24 protein-coding genes are annotated in these 26076 nt (G+C 74.6%); 15 read left to right on the top strand and 9 right to left on the bottom strand.

Annotated features, from left to right (window positions below):
• The first annotated feature begins 132 nt into the window (after positions 1 to 132).
• The 5 genes from ACWCP2_RS01795 to ACWCP2_RS01775 all read left to right on the top strand — a co-directional run bounded on the left by ACWCP2_RS01795 (position 133) and on the right by ACWCP2_RS01775 (position 5559).
• Positions 133 to 1236: a cation diffusion facilitator family transporter gene (locus ACWCP2_RS01795; RefSeq protein ID WP_450906593.1), complete on the top strand. Its 1104-nt coding sequence runs from the start codon at positions 133 to 135 to the stop codon at positions 1234 to 1236.
• A 66-nt stretch (positions 1237 to 1302) separates the two neighbouring features.
• Positions 1303 to 1779, top strand: a complete 477-nt coding sequence (locus ACWCP2_RS01790) for an NUDIX domain-containing protein (protein WP_450906592.1) — start codon at positions 1303 to 1305, stop codon at positions 1777 to 1779.
• 48 nt (positions 1780 to 1827) lie between these two features.
• Positions 1828 to 3084: a Tm-1-like ATP-binding domain-containing protein gene (locus ACWCP2_RS01785; protein ID WP_450906591.1), complete on the top strand. Its 1257-nt coding sequence runs from the start codon at positions 1828 to 1830 to the stop codon at positions 3082 to 3084.
• 121 nt (positions 3085 to 3205) lie between these two features.
• Entirely contained in the window at positions 3206 to 4831 is a 1626-nt protein-coding gene (locus ACWCP2_RS01780) for a serine/threonine-protein kinase (RefSeq protein ID WP_450906590.1), read from the top strand.
• Complete coding sequence (locus ACWCP2_RS01775) at positions 4828 to 5559, top strand: hypothetical protein (protein WP_450906589.1); 732 nt, start codon at positions 4828 to 4830, stop codon at positions 5557 to 5559. Before ACWCP2_RS01780 ends, ACWCP2_RS01775 begins: the two co-directional genes overlap by 4 nt.
• Positions 5560 to 5905: 346 nt before the next feature.
• On the opposite strand, the gene ACWCP2_RS01770 is transcribed toward ACWCP2_RS01775, so the two are convergent.
• Positions 5906 to 7195, bottom strand: a complete 1290-nt coding sequence (locus ACWCP2_RS01770; protein WP_450906588.1) for an ATP-binding protein — start codon at positions 7193 to 7195, stop codon at positions 5906 to 5908.
• 184 nt (positions 7196 to 7379) lie between these two features.
• Between ACWCP2_RS01770 and ACWCP2_RS01765 the strand changes: the two genes are divergently transcribed.
• Entirely contained in the window at positions 7380 to 8897 is a 1518-nt protein-coding gene (locus ACWCP2_RS01765) for a glycosyltransferase family 39 protein (RefSeq protein ID WP_450906587.1), read from the top strand.
• 408 nt (positions 8898 to 9305) lie between these two features.
• Positions 9306 to 10097 carry a trypsin-like serine peptidase gene (locus ACWCP2_RS01760; protein ID WP_450906586.1) on the top strand — a complete coding sequence of 264 codons (792 nt, stop codon included), beginning with the start codon at positions 9306 to 9308 and terminating at the stop codon, positions 10095 to 10097.
• Here the strand turns inward: ACWCP2_RS01760 and ACWCP2_RS01755 are convergent.
• The 4 genes from ACWCP2_RS01755 to ACWCP2_RS01740 are packed head-to-tail and all read right to left on the bottom strand — an operon-like array spanning position 10070 to position 13992.
• Positions 10070 to 10570, bottom strand: a complete 501-nt coding sequence (locus tag ACWCP2_RS01755) for an NUDIX hydrolase (RefSeq protein WP_450906585.1) — start codon at positions 10568 to 10570, stop codon at positions 10070 to 10072. The genes ACWCP2_RS01760 and ACWCP2_RS01755 overlap by 28 nt on opposite strands.
• A gap of 44 nt (positions 10571 to 10614) precedes the next feature.
• The gene (gene lnt, locus ACWCP2_RS01750) at positions 10615 to 12249 is read right to left on the bottom strand and encodes an apolipoprotein N-acyltransferase (RefSeq protein WP_450906584.1); all 1635 of its coding nucleotides are present in this window, start codon (positions 12247 to 12249) and stop codon (positions 10615 to 10617) included.
• A gap of 40 nt (positions 12250 to 12289) precedes the next feature.
• Positions 12290 to 12805 carry a hypothetical protein gene (locus ACWCP2_RS01745; RefSeq protein WP_450906583.1) on the bottom strand — a complete coding sequence of 172 codons (516 nt, stop codon included), beginning with the start codon at positions 12803 to 12805 and terminating at the stop codon, positions 12290 to 12292.
• A 14-nt stretch (positions 12806 to 12819) separates the two neighbouring features.
• Complete coding sequence (locus tag ACWCP2_RS01740; RefSeq protein WP_450906582.1) at positions 12820 to 13992, bottom strand: FAD-dependent oxidoreductase; 1173 nt, start codon at positions 13990 to 13992, stop codon at positions 12820 to 12822.
• A 143-nt stretch (positions 13993 to 14135) separates the two neighbouring features.
• Here ACWCP2_RS01740 and ACWCP2_RS01735 point away from each other — a divergent pair, with 143 nt between their 5' ends.
• Together ACWCP2_RS01735 and ACWCP2_RS01730 are read left to right on the top strand one after the other, a co-directional pair.
• Positions 14136 to 14735, top strand: coding sequence for a TetR/AcrR family transcriptional regulator (locus ACWCP2_RS01735; protein ID WP_450906581.1), 600 nt, complete (start codon positions 14136 to 14138; stop codon positions 14733 to 14735).
• On the top strand, positions 14732 to 15694 hold the full coding sequence (locus ACWCP2_RS01730; protein WP_450906580.1) for an ADP-ribosylglycohydrolase family protein: 963 nt from the start codon (positions 14732 to 14734) through the stop codon (positions 15692 to 15694). The genes ACWCP2_RS01735 and ACWCP2_RS01730 overlap by 4 nt, the downstream gene beginning before the upstream one ends.
• Before the next feature lie 24 nt (positions 15695 to 15718).
• Here the strand turns inward: ACWCP2_RS01730 and ACWCP2_RS01725 are convergent, their stop codons facing one another.
• Genes ACWCP2_RS01725 through ACWCP2_RS01715 form a run of 3 tightly spaced genes read right to left on the bottom strand, consistent with a single transcriptional unit; the run spans position 15719 to position 17358 of the window.
• Positions 15719 to 16264, bottom strand: a complete 546-nt coding sequence (locus ACWCP2_RS01725; protein WP_450906579.1) for a hypothetical protein — start codon at positions 16262 to 16264, stop codon at positions 15719 to 15721.
• Positions 16261 to 16623 (bottom strand): hypothetical protein, encoded by a 363-nt coding sequence (locus ACWCP2_RS01720; RefSeq protein ID WP_450906578.1) that lies wholly within the window; start codon positions 16621 to 16623, stop codon positions 16261 to 16263. The genes ACWCP2_RS01725 and ACWCP2_RS01720 overlap by 4 nt, the downstream gene beginning before the upstream one ends.
• A 45-nt stretch (positions 16624 to 16668) precedes the next feature.
• A complete protein-coding gene (locus tag ACWCP2_RS01715; RefSeq protein ID WP_450906577.1) occupies positions 16669 to 17358 on the bottom strand; it encodes a DJ-1/PfpI family protein in 690 nt (229 codons plus the stop codon).
• A 226-nt stretch (positions 17359 to 17584) separates the two neighbouring features.
• On the opposite strand from ACWCP2_RS01715, the gene ACWCP2_RS01710 reads away from it, so the two are divergent.
• A complete protein-coding gene (locus tag ACWCP2_RS01710) occupies positions 17585 to 18523 on the top strand; it encodes a GlxA family transcriptional regulator (RefSeq protein WP_450906576.1) in 939 nt (312 codons plus the stop codon).
• Between the two features lie 20 nt (positions 18524 to 18543).
• Here ACWCP2_RS01710 and ACWCP2_RS01705 read toward each other — a convergent pair whose 3' ends face one another.
• Positions 18544 to 19362: a glutamate racemase gene (locus tag ACWCP2_RS01705; RefSeq protein WP_450906575.1), complete on the bottom strand. Its 819-nt coding sequence runs from the start codon at positions 19360 to 19362 to the stop codon at positions 18544 to 18546.
• A 134-nt stretch (positions 19363 to 19496) separates the two neighbouring features.
• Between ACWCP2_RS01705 and ACWCP2_RS01700 the strand changes: the two genes are divergently transcribed.
• From ACWCP2_RS01700 to ACWCP2_RS01680, 5 genes are all read left to right on the top strand, one after another.
• The gene (locus ACWCP2_RS01700) at positions 19497 to 20759 is read left to right on the top strand and encodes a glycosyltransferase (RefSeq protein WP_450906574.1); all 1263 of its coding nucleotides are present in this window, start codon (positions 19497 to 19499) and stop codon (positions 20757 to 20759) included.
• 257 nt (positions 20760 to 21016) lie between these two features.
• The gene (locus ACWCP2_RS01695; RefSeq protein WP_450906573.1) at positions 21017 to 21613 is read left to right on the top strand and encodes a DUF6643 family protein; all 597 of its coding nucleotides are present in this window, start codon (positions 21017 to 21019) and stop codon (positions 21611 to 21613) included.
• Positions 21614 to 21685: 72 nt separating this feature from the next.
• Positions 21686 to 22510, top strand: a complete 825-nt coding sequence (locus tag ACWCP2_RS01690) for an MOSC domain-containing protein (protein ID WP_450906572.1) — start codon at positions 21686 to 21688, stop codon at positions 22508 to 22510.
• Between the two features lie 276 nt (positions 22511 to 22786).
• Positions 22787 to 23398, top strand: coding sequence for an Rv1733c family protein (locus ACWCP2_RS01685; RefSeq protein WP_450906571.1), 612 nt, complete (start codon positions 22787 to 22789; stop codon positions 23396 to 23398).
• A gap of 123 nt (positions 23399 to 23521) precedes the next feature.
• Positions 23522 to 26005: a right-handed parallel beta-helix repeat-containing protein gene (locus tag ACWCP2_RS01680; protein WP_450906570.1), complete on the top strand. Its 2484-nt coding sequence runs from the start codon at positions 23522 to 23524 to the stop codon at positions 26003 to 26005.
• Positions 26006 to 26076 lie beyond the last annotated feature (71 nt).

Here is a 26076-nt window from a genome sequence, read left to right as displayed (position 1 = left end):
CCGCAGGTCAGGCAGGCGTTATGGGTAATGACAACGGTCCCCGTTGCAGCCTTTGCCCATCGCCGCGAGGTGCGCTTGACTTCAGGCGAAGCGGAACGCGCCAGCGAATCGCCACGACTCACGGGGGACACCATGAGCGCGCACGATCACGCGCCGCACGACCACGGCACCGCCGGCCTCGCGGGTCACGAAGACGAAGACCCCGCGGGCCCCGGGGGCCACGGCCACGGTCCGGGTCAGGATCCCGGCCACGGCCACGGCCACGGCCACTCGGGTCACAGTCACGGGGTCGCCGCCGACGCGGACCGGCGCTGGCTCGGCATCGCCCTCGGACTGATCGCGGGCTTCATGGCCGTCGAGGTGGTCATCGGCGTCCTGGCGCACTCGCTGGCCCTGATCTCCGACGCGGCGCACATGCTGACGGACGCCGTCTCGATCGTCCTCGCGCTGATCGCGATGCGGCTGGCCGCCCGCCCGGCCCGCGGTGGTTTCACGTACGGCCTCAAGCGGGCGGAGATACTCTCCGCGCAGGCCAACGGCCTCACCCTGCTGCTGCTCGCGGTCTGGCTGGCGTACGAGGCCGTACGGCGGCTGCTCGATCCGCCGCCCGTGGAGGGCGGGCTGGTGCTGGTGACGGCGCTGGCGGGCATCGTCGTCAACATCGTGGCGGCCTGGTGCATCTCGAAGGCGAACCGCACCTCGCTGGCCGTGGAGGGCGCCTACCAGCACATCCTCAACGACCTGTTCGCCTTCATCGGCACCGCCGTCGCCGGTCTGATCGTGCTCACCACCGGTTTCCGGCAGGCCGACTCGATCGCCTCGCTCGTCGTGGTCGTCCTGATGGTCAAGGCGGGGTACGGGCTCGTCCGCGAGTCCGGCCGGATCCTGCTGGAGGCCGCTCCGGCCCATGTGGACCCGGACACGGTCGGCGACCGCCTGGTCGGGCAGCCTCCGGTCACCGAGGTCCACGACCTGCACATCTGGACCATCACCTCCGGGCAGGCCGCCCTGTCCGCGCACGTGCTGGTGGCCCCGGAGGGCGACTGCCACGCCGTGCGCCGGGACCTGGAGGCACTGCTGGCGAAGGAGTACGGGATCACGCACACCACCCTCCAGGTGGACCACGCCCAGGACTCCTTCCTCACCGTGGGCCGCCACGGCGAGGACCGGACGGACGGCACGCACTGCGCGGACGCCCACGGACCGGTCCACCGCCAGGGCCCGCACGACCACTGAGCCGCGGTCCGGGCCGCCGTCCGCGCGGCCGCCTGAGCCGCGCCCCGACGGGGTAGGGATGGGGCCATGACCGCGAAGCGCAGCGCCGGACTGCTCCTGTTCCGCCCCCGCCCCGGAGCCGGGGTGGAGATCCTGCTCGGCCACATGGGCGGCCCGCTCTGGGAGCGCCGCGACGCGGGCGCCTGGGCGATCCCGAAGGGCGAGTACGGCCCCGAGGAGGCCCCGCTGGACGCGGCCCGCCGGGAGTTCGAGGAGGAGATCGGGCTGCCGCCGCCGGAGGGTCCCTACCTTCCGCTGGGCGAGGTGCGGATGACCAGCGGGAAGCTGGTGACCATCTGGGCGGTACGGGCGGACCTGGATCCGGCCCTCGCGGTGCATGGCACCTTCACCATGGAGTGGCCGCCGAAATCGGGGCGGATCGAGGAGTTCCCCGAGCTGGACCGGGTGGAGTGGTTCGCTCCCCAGGTGGCCAGAAACAAGCTGGTGGTGTCTCAGATCCCGTTCCTGGAAAGGCTGTTGGGCCTCCTGGACAACCAGGGTTGACCTGACCTTTACTTGCCAACAAACCCCACCTGCATGGACATTGCACGTATGACGAACGTCGTGCTGGTGGGAACCCTGGACACCAAGGGTGTGGAGTACGGCTGGCTGCGCGAGAGGCTGCTGCGCGCCGGCGTCGAAGTGATCACGGTCGACACAGGAATCATGAACGAGCCCCGGGTGCCCGCCGACATACCGCGCGAAGCGGTGGCGCGGGCCGCGGGAACGGAACTGTCCGCGCTGCGCGCGGCCGCCGACCGGGGTGCGGCCGTGACCGCCATGGCCCGGGGAGCGGAAGCGACCCTCGTGCGCCTGCACGCCGAGGGCCGGCTGCACGGGGTGCTCGCGATCGGCGGCAGCGGCGGAACCTCCATCGCCGCGCGGGCGATGCGCGCCCTGCCGCTCGGCGTCCCGAAGGTGATGGTCTCCTCGATGGCGTCCGGGGACGTGGCCCCGTACGTCGGATCCGCGGACATCACCATGATGTACAGCGTCGTGGACATCGCGGGGATCAACAGCATCTCCGCGCCGGTCCTGGCCAACGCCGTCGCGGCCGTCGCCGGGATGGCCGGGGCCTACGAGCGCTCCGCCCTGGAACTGCGCCGGCCGGCCCGGCTGGGCTCCGGGCCCCGGCCGCTGATCGCGGCGAGCATGGCGGGCGTGACCACGACCGGCGTGGACGCGGCCCGGGAACGGCTGACCGAACTGGGCTACGAGGTCCTCGTCTTCCACGTCAGCGGCACCGGCGGCCGGACCCTGGAGACCCTGGCCGGCCAGGGGATCTTCGCGGGCGTCCTCGACCTCACGCTCAGCGAGCTCGCCGACGACCTGTGCGGCGGCATCCTGACCGCCGGGCCCGACCGGCTCAGCGCCGCCGGGCGGGCCGGGATCCCGCAGGTGGTGAGCCTGGGGGCGCTGGACATGGTGAAGTTCGGCCCGATGGAGAGCCTGCCCGAACGGGTCCGCTACCGCCGGGTCCGCGTCCACAACCCCTCGATCACGGTGATCCGTACGACCGAGGCCGAGTGCGCCGAACTCGGCCGCCGGGTCGCCGCCAAACTCCGTACGGCCACCGGGCCCACGGCCGTCTGCGTCCCCCTGCGCGGACTGTCCACGCTCGGCGCCCCCGGCGGGCCCTACCACGACCCCGGCGCCGACGGGGCGCTGTTCTCGGCACTGCGCGAGGGGCTGCGGGGCAGCGCCGCCCGGGTCTACGACTACGACACCCACATCAACGATCCGGACTTCGGACGGGCGGCGGCCGACCGGCTGCACTCCATGATCGGAGCGCGGGCCGCCGCGGCCTGACCTCCGCCGCGCGGGTGCCCCCGACGGGGAACCGGCCGTGGCGGAAATGTGTCCCAGGTGATGGCCGGTCCTCGGAACGACCGGCTCCGGGGCGCGGTCACGCCACGGCAAGGGGGAAGGCATGAACGGCGTGTGGTCGGTTCCCGGTTACTCGGAGGTCCGCGAGCTCGGTTCGGGCGCCAGCGGCCGCGTCGTCCTCGCGGTCCACGAGGGCACGGGCACGGCCGTCGCGGTGAAGTACCTGAACGACCGGATGCTCGAAAACCCCGTCTTCGTACGGGAGTTCCGGGCGGAGGCCCAGCTCCTCGGCGCCCTGCGCTCCCCCTACGTGGTCGGGCTGTACGAGTACGTGGAGGCGCCCGGCGGCGCCGCGATCGTGATGGAGCTCGTGGACGGCATCCCGCTGAACGCCCTCCTCAAGCAGTGCGGACGGACCGGACCGGAGGCGGCGCTGGTGCTGCTGAAGGGCTCCCTGCTGGGGCTGGCCGACGCGCACCGGTCCGGCGTGGTCCACCGGGACTACAAACCGGCCAACGTCCTGGTCGCGGCCAACGGGACCTCCAAGCTGGTGGACTTCGGGATCGCCACCCCCCTGGGCACGACGCCCGGGGCGGCGGGCACCCCCGCGTACATGGCGCCGGAGCAGTGGCAGGGCCGGCCCGCGTCGCCCGAGGCCGACGTGTACGCGGCCACGGCGACCTTCTTCGAATGCCTGACCGGCCGCAAGCCGTACGACGGGCAGAACTTCGCGGAGCTCGCGGTCCAGCACGTCGAGGCTCCGGTCCCGGAGACCGAGGCACCCGAGCCGGTGCGCCCGCTGATCCGGCGGGGGCTGGCGAAGGCTCCCGAACAACGGCCCGAGAACGCGGAGGCGTTCGTCGCGGAACTGGAGGCCGTGGCCCTGGCGGCGTACGGGCCCCAGTGGGAGCAGCGCGGACAGCGCAAGCTCGCCGCGCTGGCGGCCCTGCTGCCCCTGCTGTTCCCCTCCGCGGGCGCCCCGGCGCAGGGCACCACCGCCCTGGCCACCACGGTCCTGCCGGAGCCGCCCCCGCGCTGGGCCCCGGGCGGGCGCGGGCTGCTCGCGGCGGGAGCGGCGCTCGCGCTCGGGCTGGTGGCCGTACTGGGCTACCAGGCGGTGGGCTCGGAGCAGGGCGGCGTACGGGCCCTCAACGCGTTCGCGACCTCGCGCGCCTCCGCGCCCGGCCCGGGCGGCCCGACGCCGGGACCGAGCCCGTCCGTGACGCCGGCCCCGACGCCGTCCGCGTCGCCGACGACGTCCGCATCGCCGTCGGCGACCCCGACCCCGAGCTACACGATGCCGACGGCCACACCCACGCCGACACCGACACCGACCTGGACGGCGCCCAAGACCCCGACACCGACGCCGACCCCCACGCCGACCCCCACCCCTACCCCGACCGTCAAGATCTCCGCGGTCACCGTCACCTCCTTCCGGCAGACGGCGCCGGGCACCACCGCGGCCGCCTTCTCCGTCGACAGCGACGGTGCGGGCCCGTACACCCTGGTCGTCGAGTGGTTCACCGGCGACGACAAGGGCGCCCTGACCGTCGCCGACGGTCGCCAGAGCGTCGAGTTCGCCGCCGGGAGCCCCGGCACGACGACCCTCACGCACACCTTCGCGCAGGCCGCCGGCTGCTACTGGAGCGTCCGCGCCACCACCAAGCCGGCCGCCGCCAACCAGAGTTCCGTACAGAGCGTCTACATCCGGGGGTGCAAGCCGGCATGAGCGATCCCCACGCCCCGCAGGGCGACGACGACTACAGCGCCACCGTGCTCGGCAGCCACTGGATCACCGGACCGTACGCGGGCCCGGACCGGACGGCGCGGCCCGAAGACACCGCGCGGTGCGACGACACGGAGCGGCTCGACCGCACCGAACGGCTCCCCCACCCCGGTGCACCCGAACGGACCGGCCCCACCGCACGGTTCGAGGTACCGGCCGGGGCCGTGCCGGACCGGGTCGAGGGCTCGGTCCTGCGCTTCGGACCGGGCGTGACGGCCGCGCTGCCCGCACCGTTCCCCCTCCACCCCGCCCCGGCCCCCCGCCGGCGGAGCGAGTGGCGGCGCTACACCCTGGCCGCCGTGGTCCTGACCGGGGTCCTCGTCTACCTGGGCTGGCAGCGCTACGGCCCGGCCCTGGAGGTCGGGGACGTGGTGGTGTCCACCGCAGCCGCCGACGCCAAGGGTCCCGGCTGCGACGGGACCGCCGATGTGGTGGCCGTCGTACGGACCAACGGGCGCCCGGGGGTGCTCACGTACCGCTGGCTGCGCAGTGACGGCACGCACTCGGAGCAGCTCAGCGAGCGGGTGCCGAGCGGCCGGAAGGAGGCCCGGCTGCACCTGCTGTGGACCTTCCAGGGCGCGGGCACCTATCCCGCGAAGGCCGAACTCCAGCTCGTCTCCCCCGTACGGCGGACGGCCGCGGCGGAGTTCACGTACCGCTGCCGCCCCTAGGCCGGTGTCGTGCCGGGCCCCCGGTCCTCCTTTCGGCCAACGCCCCGGCCCCGCCGGCCCGTCCTTACGGCCGGGGGGATCGGGGCCGTGCGGCCGAGGCGCGGACACCCCCGTCGCTGGTTGACTCGAATGTGTTGGCGAGGGCATCAGGGATGCGGCCCTCACGGCACCCTTGCTGCCACGTTCCAGCCGGCGACACACCCCAACGGAACGTGGCCGTCCCGCACGGATGCCAAGTCCGCGCGGGAGGCCCGCAGCCGCTTTGGGGAGTGGCTGCGGGCCATTTCTGCCTTCCCGTCCGTGGCGGGCGGGCAGCTCGGGCGGCTCCCTTCCGGGCGCCTCCCCGTCAGAAGCGGGCGTGCGCGGTGATGTCCGCCGCGAACTCGCCCGTCATCGCCGGGGTCACCGTAGGCCGGCACTGCGCCACCGCCGCCAGGTAGTCCTCCGTGCTCGCGCCCAGCTGCGCGGCCGCCGCGCCGCGCGCGCCCACCGCCTCCAGGTCCCGCTCGAAGGACACCTGCGCCGCGATCCGTGCCGCGTGCTCGATGTCGGCCGGGGTGAACAGCTCGCTCGCCGCGACCAGCGCCGTCACGTCCACATCGGGACGGCCCGCCGTGTACCGGGCCCAGATCGCGGCGCGCGCCCCCGCGTCCGGGGTGCCGATCGGGATCAGGTAGTCGAAGCGGCCGGGGCGCAGGAAGGCCGGGTCGAGGGAGCGGATGGAGTTGGTCGCGCAGACCAGCAGCCGTTCGTCGCCCTCGCGGAAGCCGGGTATCAGTTTGAGCAGCTCGTTGGTCACCCCGTGGATCCCTCCGGGCTGCGCGGGCTCGGTGCGCACGGGCGCGATCTCCTCGACCTCGTCGATGAAGACGAGCACCCGTTCCAGCTCGGCGATGCGGGCGAACGCGTCGCGCAGCGCCGCCGCGAGGTTGCCCTCGCCGGCGAGGCGGGACGGCAGCAGTTCCACGAAGGGCCAGCCCAGCCGTGAGGCGATGGCCCGGGCGAAGGTGGTCTTTCCGGTGCCGGGCGGGCCGAAGAGGGTGATGGCGCGCGGCGGCCGCACCCCGTGCGCGGCGGCCCGTTCGGGCTCCGCGAGCGGCAGCACCACGCGCCGCTCGATCAGGTCCTTCTCCGTCTCCATGCCGGCGACCTTGGCCCACAGGTCGTTCGGCAGGAAGCGGCCGCCGAGGTCGTCGAGGAGGCCCGCGGCCGGGCCGTGCAGCGGCTCGGTCTTCTCGAAGTAGGCGACGGCGGGCTGGCGGGTGTAGCCGGCGTTGAGCAGGCCTTCGCCGAGCAGGTCCTCCTCGGGCAGGACGTACGCGATGCGCCCGACGCGGGCGGCGATGAGCCTGCGCTCCAGCTCCACGAGCAGGGCGCTGGCCAGGCCGCGGCCGCGCCAGCCGGCGGCGATGGCGATCCGCATGACCCAGGCGCGTTCGCCGGTGACGCAGGCGAGGGCGGCGCCGATGGGGACGCCCTGGTGGACGGCGACCACGCAGGGCTGCCGGTCGGTGAGGGCGCTGATGCACTCGGCGAGTGAGAAGACCGACTCCTGGCCGAGTTCGGCCGTGGTGTCGATCAGATGGACAACGGCCGCGAGATCGCTCTCGCGGTAGTCGTGGATCAGCCAGTTCACCGGGTACCGCCCCTCGTTCGTGCTCCTGCGTGCCTGCTGCGCACCGTGCCTGCGGCGAGGCTAGGGGCGGACGGGCCGCTTGATCACGCTCCGTCGTGCACAACACCCGGTCCGGGAACCCTCCGTATCGTCCATAGACTGGTGTTTTCCACCCGAACGGCTGCCCGAGGATCGTCGCGCTTTCATGAGTTCCCACATATCCACCGGCACCGGCGCCGGTGCCGGTGCCGGTGCCGGTGTCCGCCGACCGTCCCTCGTGTGGCTGGTTCCGGTCCTCTGGACCCTGGCGCTCGGAGGGTGGGGGCTCTCCCGGCAGCACAGCGTGTGGCGGGACGAGGCGGCGACCTGGCAGGTGGCGGAGCGCTCCCCCGGCGAGATCTGGCACCTCCTCGGGAACGTGGACGCGGTCCACGGCCTGTACTACCTGCTGATGCACGCGCTCTTCGCGGTGTTCGGGGCGAGCACGGCCACCCTGCGGCTGCCCTCGGTGCTGGCGGTGGCGGTCGCCGCCGGCTGTGTGGCGCTGATCGGGCGCCGGCTGGCGGGCCCGTGGGCGGGTCTGGCCGGCGGGCTGGCCCTCGGGCTGCTGCCGGCCGTGCAGTTCCAGCTCCAGGAGGGCCGGTCGTACGCGCTGATCGCGGGCGGCGCCGGACTGTCGACGCTGCTCCTGGTCTCGCGGGTCGCGGCCGCCGCCTCGGCCGGTCCCGCGCGCCGCACCTGGCCGCGCTGGACGGCGTACGGGGCCCTCGTGCTGGTCTGCGCCCTGCTGAACTGGTTCTCCCTGCTGATCCTGCCCGCCCACGCGGTGACCCTGTGGTGGGCCCGGGCCGGGCGGCGTGTCGTGGCGCCCTGGCTGCTCGCCTCGGCGGCGGCCGTGGCGGGGGCGCTGCCGCTGATCCTGTTCAGCCGGACCCAGTCCGGGCAGGTCTCCTGGATACCGCCGCTGACCTGGCACATGCTGATCGGGCCCGGCGTCCTGCTGGCGGTCGGCGCCCTGGCCGCGTGGGCCGACCTCCGGGGCGGGCCGCGCACCGGGCTCCCGTCCCGGCTGACGGCGGCCTCGGTCGGACTGCCGCTGCTGGCGGTCCCCCTGCTGGGGCTGGCCGCAGCCTCCCTGGTCCAGCCGCTGTTCCTGGACCGGTACGTGCTGTTCTCCATGCTGGGGCTGGCCCTGCTGATCGGTGCGGCGCTGGGCGCGGCCGTACGGGCCCTCGCGCCCCGGTACCCGAGGGCGTCGGGCCTGCTCGTGCCGACCGTGGTCGCGGTCTCGGCGGTGGCGCTGCTGCCCGTGGCGCTGGCCGACCGGTCCGCGGCGAGCCGGGTGGACGACGTGCTGGCGGTGGCCGGGGAGGTGTCCGCGCTGAAGCGCGACGGCGACGCGGTGCTCTTCGTCCCGGCGGCCCGGCGGGACACCGCGCTGGTCTCGCCCGGGGCGTTCGCCGGGCTGAAGGACGTCGCCCTGGTCCGGAGCCCCGCGGAGTCGGGGACCCTCAAGGGCGAGGAGGCCTCCCCGGCACGGATCTCGGCGGCCCTGCGGGAGCAGCGGCGGGTCCTCCTGGTGACGGACTCGGGGAAGAAGGCGAAGCCTTCCGGCTCCCCGGCGGACCGGGCGAAGGCGGCCGTCCTGCGGGCGGAGTTCACCGTGGTGGAGGACCGGCAGGTCCGCGGCCGCCGGGTGACGGTGTACGAGCGGCGCGGCTGAGGGGCTTGCTCACGCGCCCCGCCCCCGCCCCCGCCCCGCCCTCAGCCGTCCACCGGCTTGCGGTCCACCGGGGTGGGGACCTCGGGACCTCGACGGGGCCGCCGCCCCGGCGGCGGGGGCCGGACCACGGTGCGGGCACCGCGTCGATGCGGTGGGCCAGGGCGTGGGCGACCGCCTCGTAGTTGACGCGCCGGCCGCGGAAGTGCGGCCAGGCCCGCTCCGGGTCGTGGTCCATGGTCACCCCGCGCTCGCGGCCAACGGGCGGCGCCCATCCGGTCGGCGGCCGTGCCGGTGCGCGCCGGTGATGCGCGCCGGTGACTCGCAGCCGACGCGCGCGCCGCCGATTCACAGCGGATTCACATGGACTTCCCCGTTCTGATCACAGGTTGCCCGGCAAGGCTCGGATGCATGATCCAGCGCCTTCGCCCCCGACCGGACCGCCGCTCCCGCGCCCGTGCCCGTGGCGGGCGCGCCGCCCGGGTCCTGCTCGCCCTCACCGCCACGGCGGCCCTGCTCGGCGTCGACGTCCCCGGCGCGCCGGCCGATCCGCCGCTCGGCGTCACGGTCACGGCCCCGGCCGACGCCACGGCCGGGCGGGTCGGCGCGCTCTTCGCGGGCGGCCTCGGCGACGGCCACCACTGCACGGCCTCCGTGGTGCGCAGCCAGGACCGGGACGTGATCGTCACCGCCGCGCACTGTCTGGGCGCCGGCGCGGACGGCGTGGACGGCACCACCTTCGCCCCGGGCTACCGCGAGGGCAGGGCCCCGTACGGCCTGTGGAAGCTGACCGGCGTGTACCTGGGCCCGGGCTGGACGGACGGCCAGGACCCCGACGAGGACATCGCCTTCGCGACGGTGGCCCCGCTGGAGGGCCGGCGGATCGAGGACGTGGTCGGGGGCTTCCCGGTCGTGGCGCAGCAGCCGGCCGACGTCACGGTGTCCGTGGTGGGGTACCCGAGCAGTGACGAGTCCCCGCTGTACTGCTCCAACGCCACGACCCTGTTCTCCGGGACCCAGCGCCGCATCGAGTGCCCGGACCTCAGCGGCGGCACCAGTGGCAGCCCGTGGCTCGTCGGCGGGGCCCTTGCCGGGGTCCTCGGGGGCTACGAGGGCGGCGGGACCGTGCCGGAGGTCTCGTACAGCGCGGTCATGGGCGACCAGGCGGTGGAGCTCTACCGCGAGGCGTCCGACAACGGCTGAGCCGGGGCCGCGAACCAAGTCGGCTCGTCCCGCAGGGCCTGGCGGATCCGGTCCACGGCGAAGGACTCCAGCGGTTCCGGCAGCGCGTCCGGTGCGAACCAGGCCACCTCCAGCGACTCGTTGTCGTTGACCCGCGCCTGGCCGCCCGTGGCCCGGCAGCGGAAGGTGATGTCCTGGAACTGGCAGACGTCCCCGTTCGGATAGGTGATCGGCGGGAGCATCTGCACCAGCACCACCCGGTCCGGTACGCACCGCACGGCCGTCTCCTCGTACACCTCGCGCACCGCCGTGTCGGCCGGCTGCTCCCCCGGCTCCGCGATCCCGCCGACGACCGACCAGCGTCCGGTGTCGGCGCGCCGGCCCAGCAGGACCCGCCCCTCGTCGTCGACGACGACGGCGGTCACCCCGGGCAGCAGCAGCAACTGGTGACCGGCGGTGGCGCGCAGGGTGCGGATGAAGTCAGGTGTGGTCATCCCCCGACCTTACGAGGCCCTGCGGCTTCCGCGGCCCGGCGGCCCTACGAGGCCCTGCGCATCCGGCGTACGAGGGTCCAGCCGAGGCCGCCCGCGGCCACGGCCAGCAGGAGGTACTCGGCGAGCGGGCCGAAGCGGGTGGCCGGGGTCTGCGTGGAGCGCAGCGGGATCTTCGCGACCAGGGCGTCGGCGGTGAACATCTTCGTCTGCTGGACGATCTCGCCGTCGGGGCGGATCACGGCGCTGACCCCGCTGGTGACGGGCACCAGGACGGTCCGGCTGTGCTCCACGGCCCGCACCCGGTCCATGGCGAGCTGCTGGTAGGTCATCTCGGTGCGGCCGAAGGTGGCGTTGTTGCTGGGCACCGCGATGACCTGGGCTCCGGCCCGGACGGTGGAGCGGACGGCGTCGTCGAAGGCGGCCTCGTAGCAGGTGACCATGCCGACCCCGCTGCCCGCCATGTCGAAGACCCCGGGCTCCTTGCCGGGGCCGAAGTCGCGCCGCACCCGGTCCACGTCGGAGCTGAAGAGGCGGACGAAGGAGCGCATCGGGATGCGCTCGCCGAAGGGCTGGATCTTGCGCTTGTCGTAGGTGTCGACGGGGCCCTTGACCGGGTCCCACAGGATCATCGTGTTGCGCAGCGGCCCGGTCTCCGGGGCCAGTACGGAACCGATGGCGACGGGCACGCCGATGGTCTTGACCGCGTTGTCGATGACGGCGTAGGCGTCGGGCTCGGCGTACGGGTCGATGTCGGAGGAGTTCTCCGGCCAGACGACGAGGTCGGGCTTCGGGACCTTGCCGAGCTTGACGTCCTCGGCGAGCTGGATGGTGCGGTTGGCGTGGTTGTCCAGGACCTGGCGGCGCTGGGCGTTGAAGTCGAATCCGGCGCGGGGCACGTTGCCCTGGATGACGGCGGCCGTCACCGTGCCGTCCTCGGCGGTGTCGGAGACCAGCGGCCGGGCGGCCAGCGCCCCGGCGAGCGGGGCGGCCACGGCGGTGGCGGCGAGCAGCGCGGCGGTGGCCCGGCGGGTGCCGGCGCCGACGCGCACGACCTCGTACAGCCCGAATCCGCACAGGGCCACGGCGAAGGAGAGCAGCGGGGTGCCGCCGAGCGCGGCGAGCGGCAGGAAGACCCCGTCGGGCTGGCCGAAGGCGAGCTTGCCCCAGGAGAAGCCGCCGAAGGGGGCGCGGGCGCGCAGTGCCTCGCCGGCGATCCAGACGGCGGCGCCCCACAGCGGCCAGCCGGGGAGCCGGCTGACGAGGGCGACGGCGAGGGTGGTGAGGCCGATCAGCAGGGATTCGAGGGTGACCAGGGCCAGCCACGGCACCGGGCCGACGCCCTCGCCGGTCCAGACGAGCAGCGGCAGCAGGAATCCGAGCCCGTGCAGCACGCCGAGGCCGAACCCGGCCCGCGCGCGGCGCCCGTACAGGCATCCGCCGAGCAGGGCGAGGGCGAGGGGGGCGAGCCACCACAGGGGGCGGGGCGGGAAGCTGAGATAGAGGAGCACTCCGGAGAGGACGGCGAGCGCGGGCCGCGCGAACCGGCCGGCCAGGCGGCGCAGGGGGGAACCCTCCACGACGGCCTCCCGCGCCGGTACCGGCCCGGGCCCGGGCCCCTGGTCGTTCCCGGTCTCGTTCCCGGCTTCGTTCCCGGCCGCGCGGGTCGCACTGCTGCTCATCTGGCGGAGTGTACGTCCCCGGCCTGCGCCGGCGGCGGAGTCAGTGGGCCAGAGCACGCAGATGGGCGCGGATCACGAGGACCGCGTTCTGCGCGTCGTCGACCGTGACGGTGAAGAGTTTGCCGTCGCCGAGGCGCAGCTCCAGCCCCTCGCCGCGCCGGACGATGACGGCGGTGCCGCGCTCGGGGCGCCAGCGGTAGCCCCAGCCGCCCCACTGCTGCGGGGTGATCCGGGGCAGGTACTCGGCGGTCTCCACGTCCGTGAGCCGGATCCTGCGGCGGGGCAGCCCGATGTGTCCGCAGCGCACCTCGACGGCCTCGGCGTCGACGGTGACGGCGGCGTGCACGAAGGCGAGGGTTCCGAAGAGGACGAGCAGGCCCGCGGCGAGACAGCCGATCACCGCCATGAGCAGCGCGACGACACCGGCGTCCCAGGCGTAGTCGACGGCGAGCTCGATCCCGAGCGCGAGAAAGGCCGCACCGGCTGCGGCGAGCAGCCACTGCACACGGTTGGAGGCCCGGCCCGTCCAGAGCGGCCCCGGGGGGTGACCCGTCATGTGTAGCAGCGTACTCACGTTCCGCAGGGACGCCACTGTCCCTCACCCGGCAGGAGGCCGACGAGGGCGTCCCGCAGGGCCGGACGGCGGGTCGTCACGAACCGGTGCAGCGTCCGGGAGCCGAACGCCACGCGCTGGGCACTGCGCCGGCGTTCTCCCTCGTACGCGCGCAGGGCGGCGGGCACCGCACCGGGCCCGTGCGCGGCGACGGCCCGGGACAGGGCCTCGGCGTCGAGGAGCGCGGTGCAGGCGCCCTGGCCCAGGTTCGGGGTCATCGCGTGGGCGGCGTCCCCGACCAGCGCCACGGGGCAGATGGGGCCGGAGAGGCCGGTGGATGCGGCGAGGCCGGTGGATTCCGTGGGCCCGGTGGGGCCGTCCACGCGGGTGAAGGCGGGAAGGGCGGGATACAGGTGGCGCATCGGGTAGCGGATCCACGTCAGCGGGTCGGTCTCGGCCAGCACGCGCGGGATCGGCTCGTGCCAGTCGGCGAAGGCGGCCCGCAGCCCGTCGGCGGTGGTGGCTCCGGGGACGACGGCGTACCAGTTGGTGCGGCCCGGCTCGACCGGGGTCATGCCGAAGAACGTGCCGTCGCCCCAGGTCTCGCCGTAGAGCCCGGTCTCGAATCCGGCGATGCCGATCCAGGCCGCGGTGGGGAGCTCGCGCGGGCCGCTGCCCGTCCCGAAGCGGGCGGCGCGGACGACGCTGTTGATCCCGTCCGCACCGACGAGGAGGTCGGCGCCGGCGTACGGGTCGGCGCCGGGCGCGGCCGGAGCCGTGTAGGCCTGGCCGTAGGCGACGGGCGCGCCACCCAGCCGGCCGAGCTCGGCGAGCAGCGCGTCGATCAGGTGGGGGCGGGCGATGAGCAGTTCGGGGCGTCCCGTCCTGCGCTCGATCCGCTCCAGCGGGAGCGCGGCGAGGACCCGCCCGTCGGGACGCCGGATCCGCGCCTCGCGGTACGGGACGGCGCGCGCCCGCAGCGCCTCGCCGAGGCCGAGCCGGTCGAGGGCGGTCTGCGCGGTGGGATGGATCCCGAAGGCGGTCCCGTACCGCGCCGGCGCGGCGCGCCGCTCCAGGACGGTCACCTCCCAGCCGGCGCGGCGCAGTCCGACGGCGGTGGCGAGACCGCCGACCCCGGCACCGACGACCACGGCCCGCCCGGCCTGCCGCACCGCACGTTCCCCACGCACCCCACGCTCCCCTCCCGCAGCGTCCGATCCGCTCCTGACCACGACCCACCTCCACGTCGCACGCCCACTCACCAACACGCCACTTAACCACCACACCCGCGGTACCACACCCGTGGTACCACGGGTGTGGTTAAGCTGGCAAGGTGAACCATGAACGCAGGGACCTGCTGCGTGACGCCGCCGCGGCCGTGCTCGCGGACGCCGGCGGGCGCGGACTGACGCACCGGGCCGTGGACGCCGCGGCCGGCGTGCCCCTCGGCACGGCCAAGAACTACTTCCCCACCCGGGACGCGCTCCTGCAGGCGGTCGCGGAAGGCTGCGTGGAGCAGTACCGCGCGCTCGCCGCCCGCCTCGCGGGCGCGGGCCCCGGACCCGCCGACCCGGCGGGGCTCGCCGCCCTGCTCGCCGGACTGCTGCGCGACGTGGCCGGGGCGGGCCGCCCCCGCATGGCGGCGTACCTGGAACTCCAGAGCGAGGCCACCCGACGCCCGTGGCTCGCCGCGCTGCTCGACCCGATCGCGGCCTCGGACTTCGCGATGTACGGGCACCTGCTGCGGACGGCCGGGCTTCCGGCCGGTCCGGAGCACGCCCGCACCCTCACCCTTGCGCTGCACGGAGCCCTCCCGCCCCTCCTGTCCGGGACTCCCGGCACGCTGGCCGCCGCCGGACTGGACGACCTGGACTCCTTCGCCCGCGACCTGCTGGACTCCCTGGGCCCCGCACCTCAGGAGGGGACCCCGTGACCGCCCACACCGACCGTGCCGACCGTGCCGACCGTGCCGTCGGAGCCGTGGTCGGCTCCGCGGCGGGGGACGCGCTCGGCGCGCCCTACGAGTTCGGCCCCGCGGGGCAGTTGAGCGCCCGTGGCCAGGAGATGCGCGGGGGCGGCGGCTGGGACCCGGGCGAGGCCACCGACGACACGCAGATGGCCGTGCTGGTCGGCGAATCCCTGCTGGAGTGCGGCGGGCTCGAACTCCCGGACGTCTTCAGCCGGTTCAGGCGCTGGGCGGCGGGGGACCCCAAGGACATCGGACTGCAGACCGAGATCGTGCTGACGAGCGGCGACCCCTGGGAAGTGGCCGCCGCGCTGCACTTCCAGGTCAACGGGCGGGCGGCCGGGAACGGTTCCCTGATGCGCGCCTCGACCTCCGCGGTGTACTTCGCCCCCTCCGGACGGGACGCGACCATGTCCGCCGCCCGCCGGATCGCCGCGCTCACCCACGGGGACCGGGCCGCGTGGGAGGGCACGGCCGTCCTGCACGAGCTCGTACGCGTGGCCCTGGACGGCGGCGACCCGCTCGCCGCGCTCCCCGCCACGCTGGAGCGGGTGCATCCGGACCACCGCGAGCGGTACGCCCGGGTGCTGGCCCCCGACTGGCATCCGGACCTGGCCACCGAGTTCAACGGGGCGGTGTGGCCCTGCCTGGGCTCGGCGGTGTGGGCCCTGCGCACCACGACCGGCTTCGCGGAGGCCGTACGGGCCGCCGTGGACCTGGGCGGCGACACCGACACGGTGGCGGCGGTGACCGGCACCCTGGCGGGGGCCCGGTACGGCGCGGCGGCGGTCCCGGAGTCCTGGACGGCCCCCTTGCACGTACCCGTGCCGGGTTACGGCGGCCATCGGCTGGACGCCGCCGCTCTACGGGACCTGGCCCGTCGCCTGGACGCGGCCGGGGCGGCCTCCGCCGCCGGGGAGGCGTAGCCCCCGGGCGGCGGAGGGCGGCCCTCAGGCTCCCGTGGTGGAGCCCGGGCGGATGACCATCAGGACGGTCACGGTGGCCCACAGCAGGTTGAAGACCCCGGTGAACATGGCGAGGCGCGCGGCGGACCGGGCGGCGGGACCGGGTCCCTGCTCCGGTCCCTGCCCATGCCCCTGTCCATGACCCTGCTCCTGCTCCTGCTCCTGCTCCTGCCCCCGCTCCTGTAGTGCGCTGAGGGCGGCGTCCTGGCCCGGGAGGATCAGCAGGGCGAGGATCGCGGCCGCCGCGGTGGTCAGCACGATCGAGGCGATCAGCCATCCGCTGCCGAGGACTCCGAGGCTGCTCGCCGTGACGAACCCGAGGACGGGAACGGCGGTGCCGACGGCCGCGTAGACACGGCAGACGCGGTGCAGCATCCGCAGGTTCGGGAGGGCGTCACCCCCACCCGAAGCGCCACCGGCCGGGCCGGTGGCGCGGCGCAGCGCCGCGGGGAACATGCTCGCGGCGACGGTGACCGGCCCGATGGCCAGTACGGCGGCGAGGACGTGCAGGGAGAGGAAGAGCTTCGTCACGGGCGCGGCTCCGCGTCCGTCCGGACCCCGGCGGCACGGCGCCGGCCGGTGACCTTGGACGCCGGCAGGCGGCCGGCCTTCGAGGTACCGGCCAGGGAGTCGCCGGTCACCGTCACGGCGAAGGCCAGGTTCAGCCGCATCGGCCTGGTGACGGCCTGCTTCCAGGTGAGCCGGTCACCGTCGCCGTCGGCCTCGCTGTCGGCTCCGAGGGCGAGGACGAGGTCGGTGAGGGGGACCTCCTCCCCCGCCCCGTGGGCGATCCCGGTCAGGACGCCGTCCCGGCGCAGGAGTTCGACCACGGCGCCGATCCGGCCGATGGGGGTGGAGACGGTCAGGTCCCAGGTTCCTTCAACGGACATGGTGCGGTTCTTTCTTCGAGGTGCGGGGCGGGTACGGGGCAGCGGTCAGAGAGCGACCGGGGCCGGGCCCCGGTCGCGCCAGACGGTGCCGCGGCGTTCATGGGCGAACAGTTCCTCCACGGCCTGCGCGATCCTCGGGCCCACCTCGCGTTCCAGCAGGTACAGGCCCAGGTCGAGCCCGGAGGTGACACCGGCGCCGGTGACGAGGTCGCCGTCGTCGACGACGCGGGCCCGTACGGCGTGGACGCCGGTGGCGTCGAGCATGTCCAGGCCCAGGTGGTGGGTGGTGGCGTGGCGGCCCTCCAGCAGGCCGGCCATGGCCAGGACGAGCGAGCCTCCGCACACCGCGGCGACCGTCGTCCCCGGGTTGGCCATCGCCTCCCCCAGCAGCGCGGGCAGTTCGGTGGTCAGGGTGCGTCCGATCAGGACGGGGATGAACTCGTCCTGCCTCCACTCCCCCTGGCCGGCTTCGGCGTCCGGGACCTCGCCGGGTTCCCCGACACGGCCCGAGGCTCCGGGAACCAGGACCAGGCCCGCGCGGCCGGGATCCAGGGTGCCCGTGGCGCGCAGCACCAGGCCCCCGGTGCCGCTGACCACCTCGCGTGGTCCTTCGGCGGAGACGAGTTCCACGCTCACCGCGCCGCCGGATGCGGTGCCTCCGGCGTGGAGCACCTCGTAGGGGGCGATGACGTCGAGGGGATCGAAGCCGTCGAACAGGACGATCTGGGCGTGCATGAAGGGTTCCTCCGTGTGCGGCGGTCCGGTCCGTACCGGGCTCGCCCTCGACGCTAGGGGTCCGGCCGCTCCCGTCCCAGTGGCATTAATGACACCTTCCAACGGGATATCGCCGCCCTCCAGAACCCCTCCAGACCCCCTCCAGATGTCCTCCGACCTGCACGAGGAGGCAAACCAGGGAGCACACGCCCCTCCACCTGGTTCAGCGGGCAGGTATGTTCCTGCCATGCACACCGTCGCCGTCCTCGCCCTGGACCGGGTGATCCCCTTCGATCTGTCCACCCCGATCGAGGTCTTCACCCGTACCCGCCTGCCGGACGGCCGCCCGGGCTATCGGATCCGGGTGTGCGCGGAGCGGCCCGAGGTCGACGCGGGGTCCTTCGCCCTGCGCGCGCCGTGGGGGCTGGAGGGGCTCCGGGACGCTGACACGGTCATCGTGCCCGGTACCGACGTCCCCACGGCCCCGCTCGCTCCCGCCGTCCGGAACGCGCTGCTGGCGGCGGCCGCGCGGGGCACCCGTATCGCCTCCATCTGCTCGGGGACCTTTCCGCTGGCCGCGACCGGGCTCCTCAACGGCCTGCGGGCGACGACCCATTGGATGGCGGCCGACCTGCTCGCCGCCACGTATCCGGACATCGAGGTGGACCCGGACGTCCTGTACGTCGACAACGGCCGGATCCTCACCTCGGCCGGCGCCGCCGCGGGCCTGGACCTGTGCCTGCACATGATCCGCAGGGACTACGGCTCCGCGGTCGCCGCCGACGCGGCCCGCCTGTCCGTCATGCCCCTGGAACGGGAGGGCGGGCAGGCGCAGTTCATCGTGCACGGCCACGCGCCCACCCCCAGGGGTTCCGTGCTGGAACCCCTGCTCTCCTGGCTGCAGGAGAACCTGGCCCGTGACCTCACGCTCGCCGACATCGCCGCCCGCGCCGGGACCAGTACGCGCACCCTGATCCGCCGCTTCCGCGAACAGACCGGGACCACCCCGCTCCAGTGGCTGCACCGCGCCCGCATCCGTCAGGCGCAGCACCTCCTGGAGACCACGGAGCACTCCGTCGAACGCATCGGCGCCCAGGTCGGCTTCGGCTCGCCCACGGCCTTCCGCGACCGCTTCAAACGCACCACCGGGGTCAGCCCCCACGCGTACCGCCGCGCGTTCAGCTGACCTCTGCGAGCCCTCGGAGGTCAGCCCGTGACGGATCCGCCGACGGCTTCGCCGACACCCGCGCCCCGGCCGGCCAGCAGACGGCCTTCGGCGTACCCGAGGGCGGGGTCCGGCAGGGCGCCGGGGCGGCCGCTGAGCAGGACGCTCAGGCTGCCGGTGGCCGGCAGGCCGGGCTCGGGGCGGGCCCCGAGCCGGCGCAGGGCCTGGACGGCGACGGGCTCGGCGGAGCCGTGGAAGACGTACGCGCCGCCGCCGGTGCGGCGGTCGAGCGCGGCCCGGATGGGGGCCTCGACCAGCTCGTAGTGGGTGCACCCGAGCACGACGTCGGTGACGTCGGCCGGGGTCAGTGCGGCGGCCGCGGCGACGGCCCGTACGACGGCGGCCTCGTCGCCGGCCTCGACGGCGTCGGCCAGCCCCGGGCAGGGCACCTCGGTGACGCGCGCCCCGTCGGCGAAGTCGCGGATCAGGCCGCGCTGGTAGGGGCTGCCCGTGGTGGCGGGGGTGGCCCAGATGGCCACGCGCCCTCCGGCGGCCGCGGCGGGCTTGATCGCCGGTACGGTCCCGATGACCGGGATGGCGGGCTCCAGCGCGGCGCGCAGCGCGGGCAGGGCGTGCACGGAGGCGGTGTTGCAGGCGACGATCAGCGCGTCCGGCCGGTGCGCGGCGGCGGCCCGCGCGACGTCGAGGGCCCGGCCGGTGAGGTCCTGCGGGGTCCTCGGACCCCAGGGCATCCCGTCGGGGTCGCAGGACAGCACCAGATCCGCGTCCGGGCGCAGCCGCCGCATCGCGGCGGACGCCGCGAGCAGGCCGATACCGGAGTCCATGAGGGCGATCTTCACTTGGTCACCTTAATCGATCCTCCCACCCGCCCCGGGGCGACAGGACCGCCACCCCGGAGCCCGCTCGCGGCGCGGGCCGCCGAAACGGCGGTGTCCCGCACCCCGCGCGGCAGCGCTCGCGGCACACTGCCGGGATGGGTTACCTCCTCGTCGCCGCGTGCGCCTCGCTCGCCGTCTGGCTCTGGCTCACCCTCGGCCAAGGCATGTTCTGGCGGACCGATACGCGCCTGCCTCCCCGGCACGCCCCCGCCCGCTGGCCGTCCGTCGCGATCGTGGTCCCGGCCCGGGACGAGGCCGAGGTGCTGCCGTACAGCCTGCCCTCGCTCCTCGCGCAGGAGTATCCCGGCGAGGCCGAGGTCATCCTGGTCGACGACGGCAGTACGGACGGCACGGGCGAGCTCGCCCGGCGGCTGGCCGACGCGCACGCCGGGCTGCCCCTGACGGTCCTCTCCCCCGGCGAGCCCGGCGCCGGCTGGACCGGCAAGCTCTGGGCCCTCCGGCACGGCATCGCGCACGCACGCTCCGGCACCCGCCCGGGCAGGGATTCCGCACCCGGCGCGGATCCCGGCTCGGCCCCCAGCCCGGGTCCCGGCCCAGGCTCCAGCCCCGGTCCCGGCGCGGGTCCCGGCCCCGACTACCTGCTCCTCACCGACGCCGACATCGCCCATGCCCCCGACAGCCTGCGCGAGCTCGTCGCCGCCGCGACCTCGGCCGATCTCGACCTGGTCTCGCAGATGGCCCGGCTGCGGGCCGTCAGCGTCTGGGAGCGGCTGATCGTTCCGGCCTTCGTGTACTTCTTCGCCCAGCTCTACCCCTTCCGCTGGATCAACCGCCCCGGCGCCCGCACCGCGGCCGCCGCCGGAGGGTGCGTCCTGCTGCGCACCGAGGCGGCCGTGCGGGCCGGGATCCCGGAGTCGATCCGGCAGGCCGTCATCGACGACGTCTCGCTCGCCCGTGCGGTCCAGCGCAGCGGCGGGCGGATCTGGCTCGGCCTCGCGGAGCGGGTGGACAGCGTGCGCCCGTACACCTCCCTCACGGACCTGTGGCGGATGGTCTCGCGCAGCGCCTACGCCCAACTGCGCCACCAGCCCCTGCTCCTGGCCGGGACGGTGGCCGGGCTGGTCCTGGTCTACCTCGTGCCGCCGGCCGCGCTCCTCGCCGGTCTCGCCGCCGGCCGGCCCGCCGTGGCCTGGGCCGGCGGCCTGGCCTGGCTGCTGATGGCCGGAACGTACCTGCCGATGCTGCGCCACTACCGCCAGCCGGCGGCCCTCGCGCCGCTCCTCCCGGTCACCGCGCTGCTCTACCTCCTGATGACCGTCGACTCGGCCGTGCAGCACTACCGCGGACGCGGAGCGGCATGGAAGGGCCGAACCTATGCCCGCCCAGACGAGGCCTGAAACCGGACTCCCCCCTTCGACTTCACGTCCTCCGAGGTCACGGGGTTGTGACGCCACGTCAGCACGAGGCCGGCGGCACAGTCGTGCACAACCCAACCGGTGAGTACGAGTAGCAGCAAGACGGGGCGGAAGTGGCCAAATCGTGCACGTGAACAAGAAGTGAAAGCTGTGGCCCTGACCTGCGAATATGCAGGTCAGGGCGGTGTTGACGACACCTCGCTATGGACCCCGTGAAGTCGTGGGCTTAACTTAGGTCCATGACCTCCCCCCGCTCCACTTATGGCGGCGGTTACTACTCCGCGCCCTCCTTCCCGGACACCCCTATCTACGACTCCCTCGTCGCCGAACGCGGGACCCCGCAGATCGCCCCGATCCGCGTCCCCGCCGCCTACGACTCCCCGAGTGCCGGCTACTCGAGCGGTGGATACCTCCCGGCCCTCGCGTCCGCGCTCCCCGCCCTCCCGGCAGCGCTGCCGCCCGCCCGCCCGCAGCAACAGCAGCAGGCCCCGGCGTACGGGTACCCGTACCAGCAGCAGGCCGCGCCCCAGCAGATGCCGCACATGCAACAGATGCAGCAGATGCCCCCCATGCCGCAGCCCATGTCGATGCCGATGCCGCTCCAGCAGGCCCCGGTGCCGTACGTGCCGCAGCAGCCGCAGCCGTTCGCGGCCCGCACGGGTTACGTTCCGCAGCCCCAGCCGCAGCAGCCCCGGCCGGTCGCCACGGGCACCGGGTACGAGGCGATGCGCCCGGCCGCGCCGCGTCCGATGCAGGCTCAGCCCGCGCCCGTCCCGGCCGCCTCGTTCGAGGACCCGTACGGGCGTCCGTACCAGCCGCAGGGACGCGGTTACTGATCGCGCTGCCGGGCCGGCCTCCCGCGACGAGGTCGCCGCGGAGTCCGTGAGGTCGGCTGGCAGTATTCCCCCATGGTGAAACTGCGTGTCCAGGCGCTCCACGTCCATCCCGTCAAGTCGGTGGCGGGGACGGCACCCGACGAGGTGGCCGTGGAGCCCTGGGGTCTGTCCGGTGACCGCCGGTGGGCGGTGGTGGACGGGGAGGGCGCGGTCATCACCCAACGCCAGCAGCCGAGGCTGGCCTTGGCACGGGCCCGCCCGCTGGGGGGCGGCGGGTTCGAGGTCTCGGCACCGGGCATGGCGGATCTGGCGGTGGAGGTCCCGGGACGGGGTCCGCTGGAGCCGGTGATGCTCTTCGGCAAGAAGATCGAGACCGTGGTGGCCGCGCGGGCCGCCGCCGACTGGTTCACCGCGTACCTGGGCGTACCGGCCCGTCTGGTGCACCTGGACGACCCGGCCGTCCGCCGGCCGGTCGATCCCCAGTACGCACGGCCCGGCGAGACCGTGAGCCTCGCCGACGGCTATCCGCTGCTGATCACCACCCTCGCCTCGCTGGACGCCCTCAACGCGCTGATCGCCCGGGGGAACCATCCGGGCGAGGGTCCGCTCCCGATGAACCGGTTCCGCCCGAACGTGGTGGTGTCCGGGGCCGAGGCGTGGGCCGAGGACGGCTGGGAGCGCCTCGCGATCGGCGACGCCGTCTTCCGCGGGGCGCGCGAGTGCGGGCGGTGCATCGTGACGACCACCGACCAGACGACGGCGCTCCGCGGCAAGGAACCCCTCCAGACCCTGGCCAGGCACCGGCGGATCGGGAAGTCACTGGCCTTCGGGCGGCTGCTGGTGCCGGTGCGGCTGGGAACGCTGCGGGTCGGCGACGAGGTGCGCGTCCTGGCGTGAGGACGGCAGGGCGGGGGCGTGGCGGGGGGCGTGAGGGCCTGAGGGCGTCCGCAGCGGGGGCGGAGGGCCGGTGGGACCACCCGGACCGACACCTTCGAGGGGCTCTCGCGCCACCCTGGAACCAACCGCCACTGCCTGCCCGTTGGACCATGCGGGACGTGAGCACCGGATCGGGTGACACACGTCTCGCGCGTCCCGGAATGCGGGTGGCCAAGGGATGCGGGAGGCTGGGACGGCAGGCAGGCGCAGACTGGCACAAGTAGGGGGAGCCGGACCGTGCGGACAGCTATGGGAGTGTGGCGTTGGCGGCGCAATCCGCTGCGCCGCCAGACGGATCTATTCGAGGCCTGGGTGGCCTTCGCGGCGCTGGTGTGCGTCCTGTTGGTGGCTCCGGCCATCGGCTGCGCGGCGGGCCTGCGGGTGGACGGCACGCTGCAGCGGGCCGTGCGGGAGCAGCACGAGGCGCGCCATCTCGTACCGGCGGTGGTGGTCCGGCCGACGCCGGATCCGCTCCTCGGCGCGTCCACCGACCCGGCGGCGCAGCGCCAGACCCCGCAGCGTACGCAGATCGTCGCCTCGTGGACGGCGCCCGACGGCAGCAACCACCAGGGCACGGTGCCGGCCGCGGAGGAACCGCCGCATGCCGGCGACCGGTTCCGGATATGGACCGACGCCCACGGCCGGCTCGTCGGGCAGCCCCTGGACCCCTCCTCGGCCAGTTTCCACGCGGGTGTGGCCGGGCTCGCCGCGGCCCTGGGCATCGCCGCGCTCGTGGAGACGCTTCGCCGTCTGGTCGTACGTAGGCTCATGCATCGGCGGTACATCCGGCTGGACCGCGCGTGGGCCGCGGCGGGACCGGACTGGGGCCGGGCGGACGCGGGCAGCTGACCTGGCAACTCACCGGCCCCGCGCGCGCTACGGTGGAGCGCCGGAGCGGCTGCTCCGGCCAGCGGCCGGACACGACCAGCAGGCCGGACACACGGAACACGAGGGTGGGGGCACGACAGCACCATGGCTCAGGGCACGGTCCAGGTGACGCACGGCGGTTCCTCGCGGTGGCGTCGCCGCTCCGGTGATTATCCGACGCTGACCGCCGCGCTGGCCGTGGCGGGCGACGGCGACGTCCTGTCCATCGCGCCCGGCACCTACCGGGAGAATCTGGTGCTGCACCACGCCGTGACCCTGCGCGGGCCCGAGGGCTCGCCGGGTTCGGTGCGGATCGCGCCGCTCGACGGGGTCGCGCTGACCGTCCGCGCCTCGGCCGTCATCCAGGACCTCCACCTGGAGGGCCAGGACCCCACGGCGCCCGCGCTCCTCATCGAGGACGGCTCCCCCGAGCTGACCGACCTGCGGGTGAGCACCCGCTCCGCGGCCGGCATCGAGGTCCGCGGGAGCGGTGCGCGGCCGCTGGTGCGGCGCTGCACGGTGGAGAACTCCGCCGGAAGCGGCATCGCCGTCCTGGACGGCGGCGGCGGGGTGTTCGCGGACTGCGAGGTCGTGGCCGCCGGCCAGACCGGCGTCTCCGTGCGCGGCGGTGGCCGCCCCCGGCTGGAGCGCTGCCGGATCCACCACGCCACGGGCGCCGGCATCGCCGTGACCGGCGACGGTTCGGGCCTGGAGGCACTGGGCTGCGAGGTCTACGAGATCAAGGGCGCGGGCGTGCAGATCGCCGCCCGGGCCACGGCCGTGCTCACCGACTGCGCGGTCCACCGCACCACGGCCGACGGGGTCACCCTCGACACGGACGCCGTCCTCACGCTCGCCGGCTGCGACATCCACGACATCCCCGAGAACGCGGTGGACCTGCGCTCGCGCTCCGTCCTGACCCTCAGCCGCACCACCGTCCGCCGCTTCGGCCGCAACGGCCTGTCGGTGTGGGATCCGGGCACCCGCGTCGTCGCCGACTCCTGCGAGATCCACGACAGCACCGGCGACTACCCCGCCGTCTGGATCAGCGACGGGGCCGGGGTCTCGCTGGACTCCTGCCGGGTTCACGACGTACCGGACGCACTGTTCGTCCTGGACCGCGGTTCCCGGGTGGACGTCGTGGACAGCGACATCTCCCAGGTGCGCAACACCGCCGTCTCGGTGAGCGACGGGGCGACGGCCCAGCTGGACGACTGCCGGATCCGGGAGGCCGCCACGGGCGCCTGGTTCCGCGACCACGGCAGCGGCGGCACCCTCGCCAACTGCACCATCGACTCCGTCCAGACCGGGGTGATCGTCACCAAGGGCGCGGACCCGACCCTGGAGCGGTGCACGGTCAGCTCCCCCGCCGAAGCCGGCTTCTACGTGTCCGCGGGCGGGCGGGGCACCTTCACGGCGTGCCGGGTCACGGGCAGCGCCGGCTTCGGTTTCCACGTCATCGACGGCTGCCGCACCTCCCTGCACCGCTGCCACACCGAGCGCTGCGCGCGCGGGGGCTACGAGTTCGCCGAGGACGGCCCCGTCGCCGAGGACTGCACGAGCGACGAGTCCGGACCGCGCCTCGCGGCCCGGTCCGCCTCCGGCGCGGGCGCCGGGCCGGGTGCGGGTCCGGCGGCGGGAGCGGCATCGGCCGGGGAGCGTACGGGGATCCGTACGGTATCGGCCGCGCCGGGCCCCGTAGCGGCGGCCACGGCCGAGCGGGTACCGGCCCAGCGGCCGGCCGACGAGACGGACCCCGCCGCGGCCGGGCAGAGAGCGGCCCGCGGTTCGGTCGAGGTCCTGGGGCACCTGGACGCGCTCGTGGGTCTGGACAGCGTCAAGCGCGAGGTCCGCGCGCTCACCGACATGATCGAGGTGGGCCGGCGCCGCCAGCTGGCGGGGCTCAAGGCCGCCTCGGTCCGCCGCCACCTGGTCTTCACCGGCTCCCCCGGCACCGGCAAGACCACCGTGGCCCGGCTGTACGGGGAGATCCTGGCCTCCCTCGGCGTGCTGGAGCGCGGCCACCTGGTGGAGGTGTCCCGGGTCGACCTGGTCGGCGAGCACATCGGGTCCACCGCGATCCGCACCCAGGAGGCCTTCGACCGGGCGCGCGGCGGGGTGCTGTTCATCGACGAGGCGTACGCGCTGGCGCCCGAGGACTCGGGCCGCGACTTCGGACGCGAGGCGATCGACACGCTGGTGAAGCTGATGGAGGACCACCGGGACGCGGTGGTGGTGATCGTCGCCGGGTACACGGCGGAGATGGACCGCTTCCTGACGGTGAACCCGGGGGTGGCCTCCCGGTTCTCCAGGACCATCACCTTCGGGGACTACGGGCCCGGCGAGCTGTTGCGGATCGTGGAGCAGCAGGCCGAGGAGCACGAGTACCTGCTGGGGGAGAAGACCTCCGAGGCACTGCTGACGTACTTCACCGACCTGCCCAAGGGACCCGCCTTCGGCAACGGCCGTACGGCCCGCCAGACCTTCGAGTCCATGGTCGAGCGGCACGCGGGACGGGTGGCGCAGCTGTCGGAACCGAGCAAGGACGACCTCACCCTGCTCTACCCGGCGGACCTTCCGGAGCTCTGACCGGACGCCCGCGACTCCCACGGCCCCCGCGAGCGGACAACTGACGGACCGGCAGCTAGGGTGACAGCCCG

The organism is Streptomyces sp. NPDC002104 (genome assembly GCF_053593795.1).
This window is presented reverse-complemented; position numbering and strand designations above follow the sequence as displayed.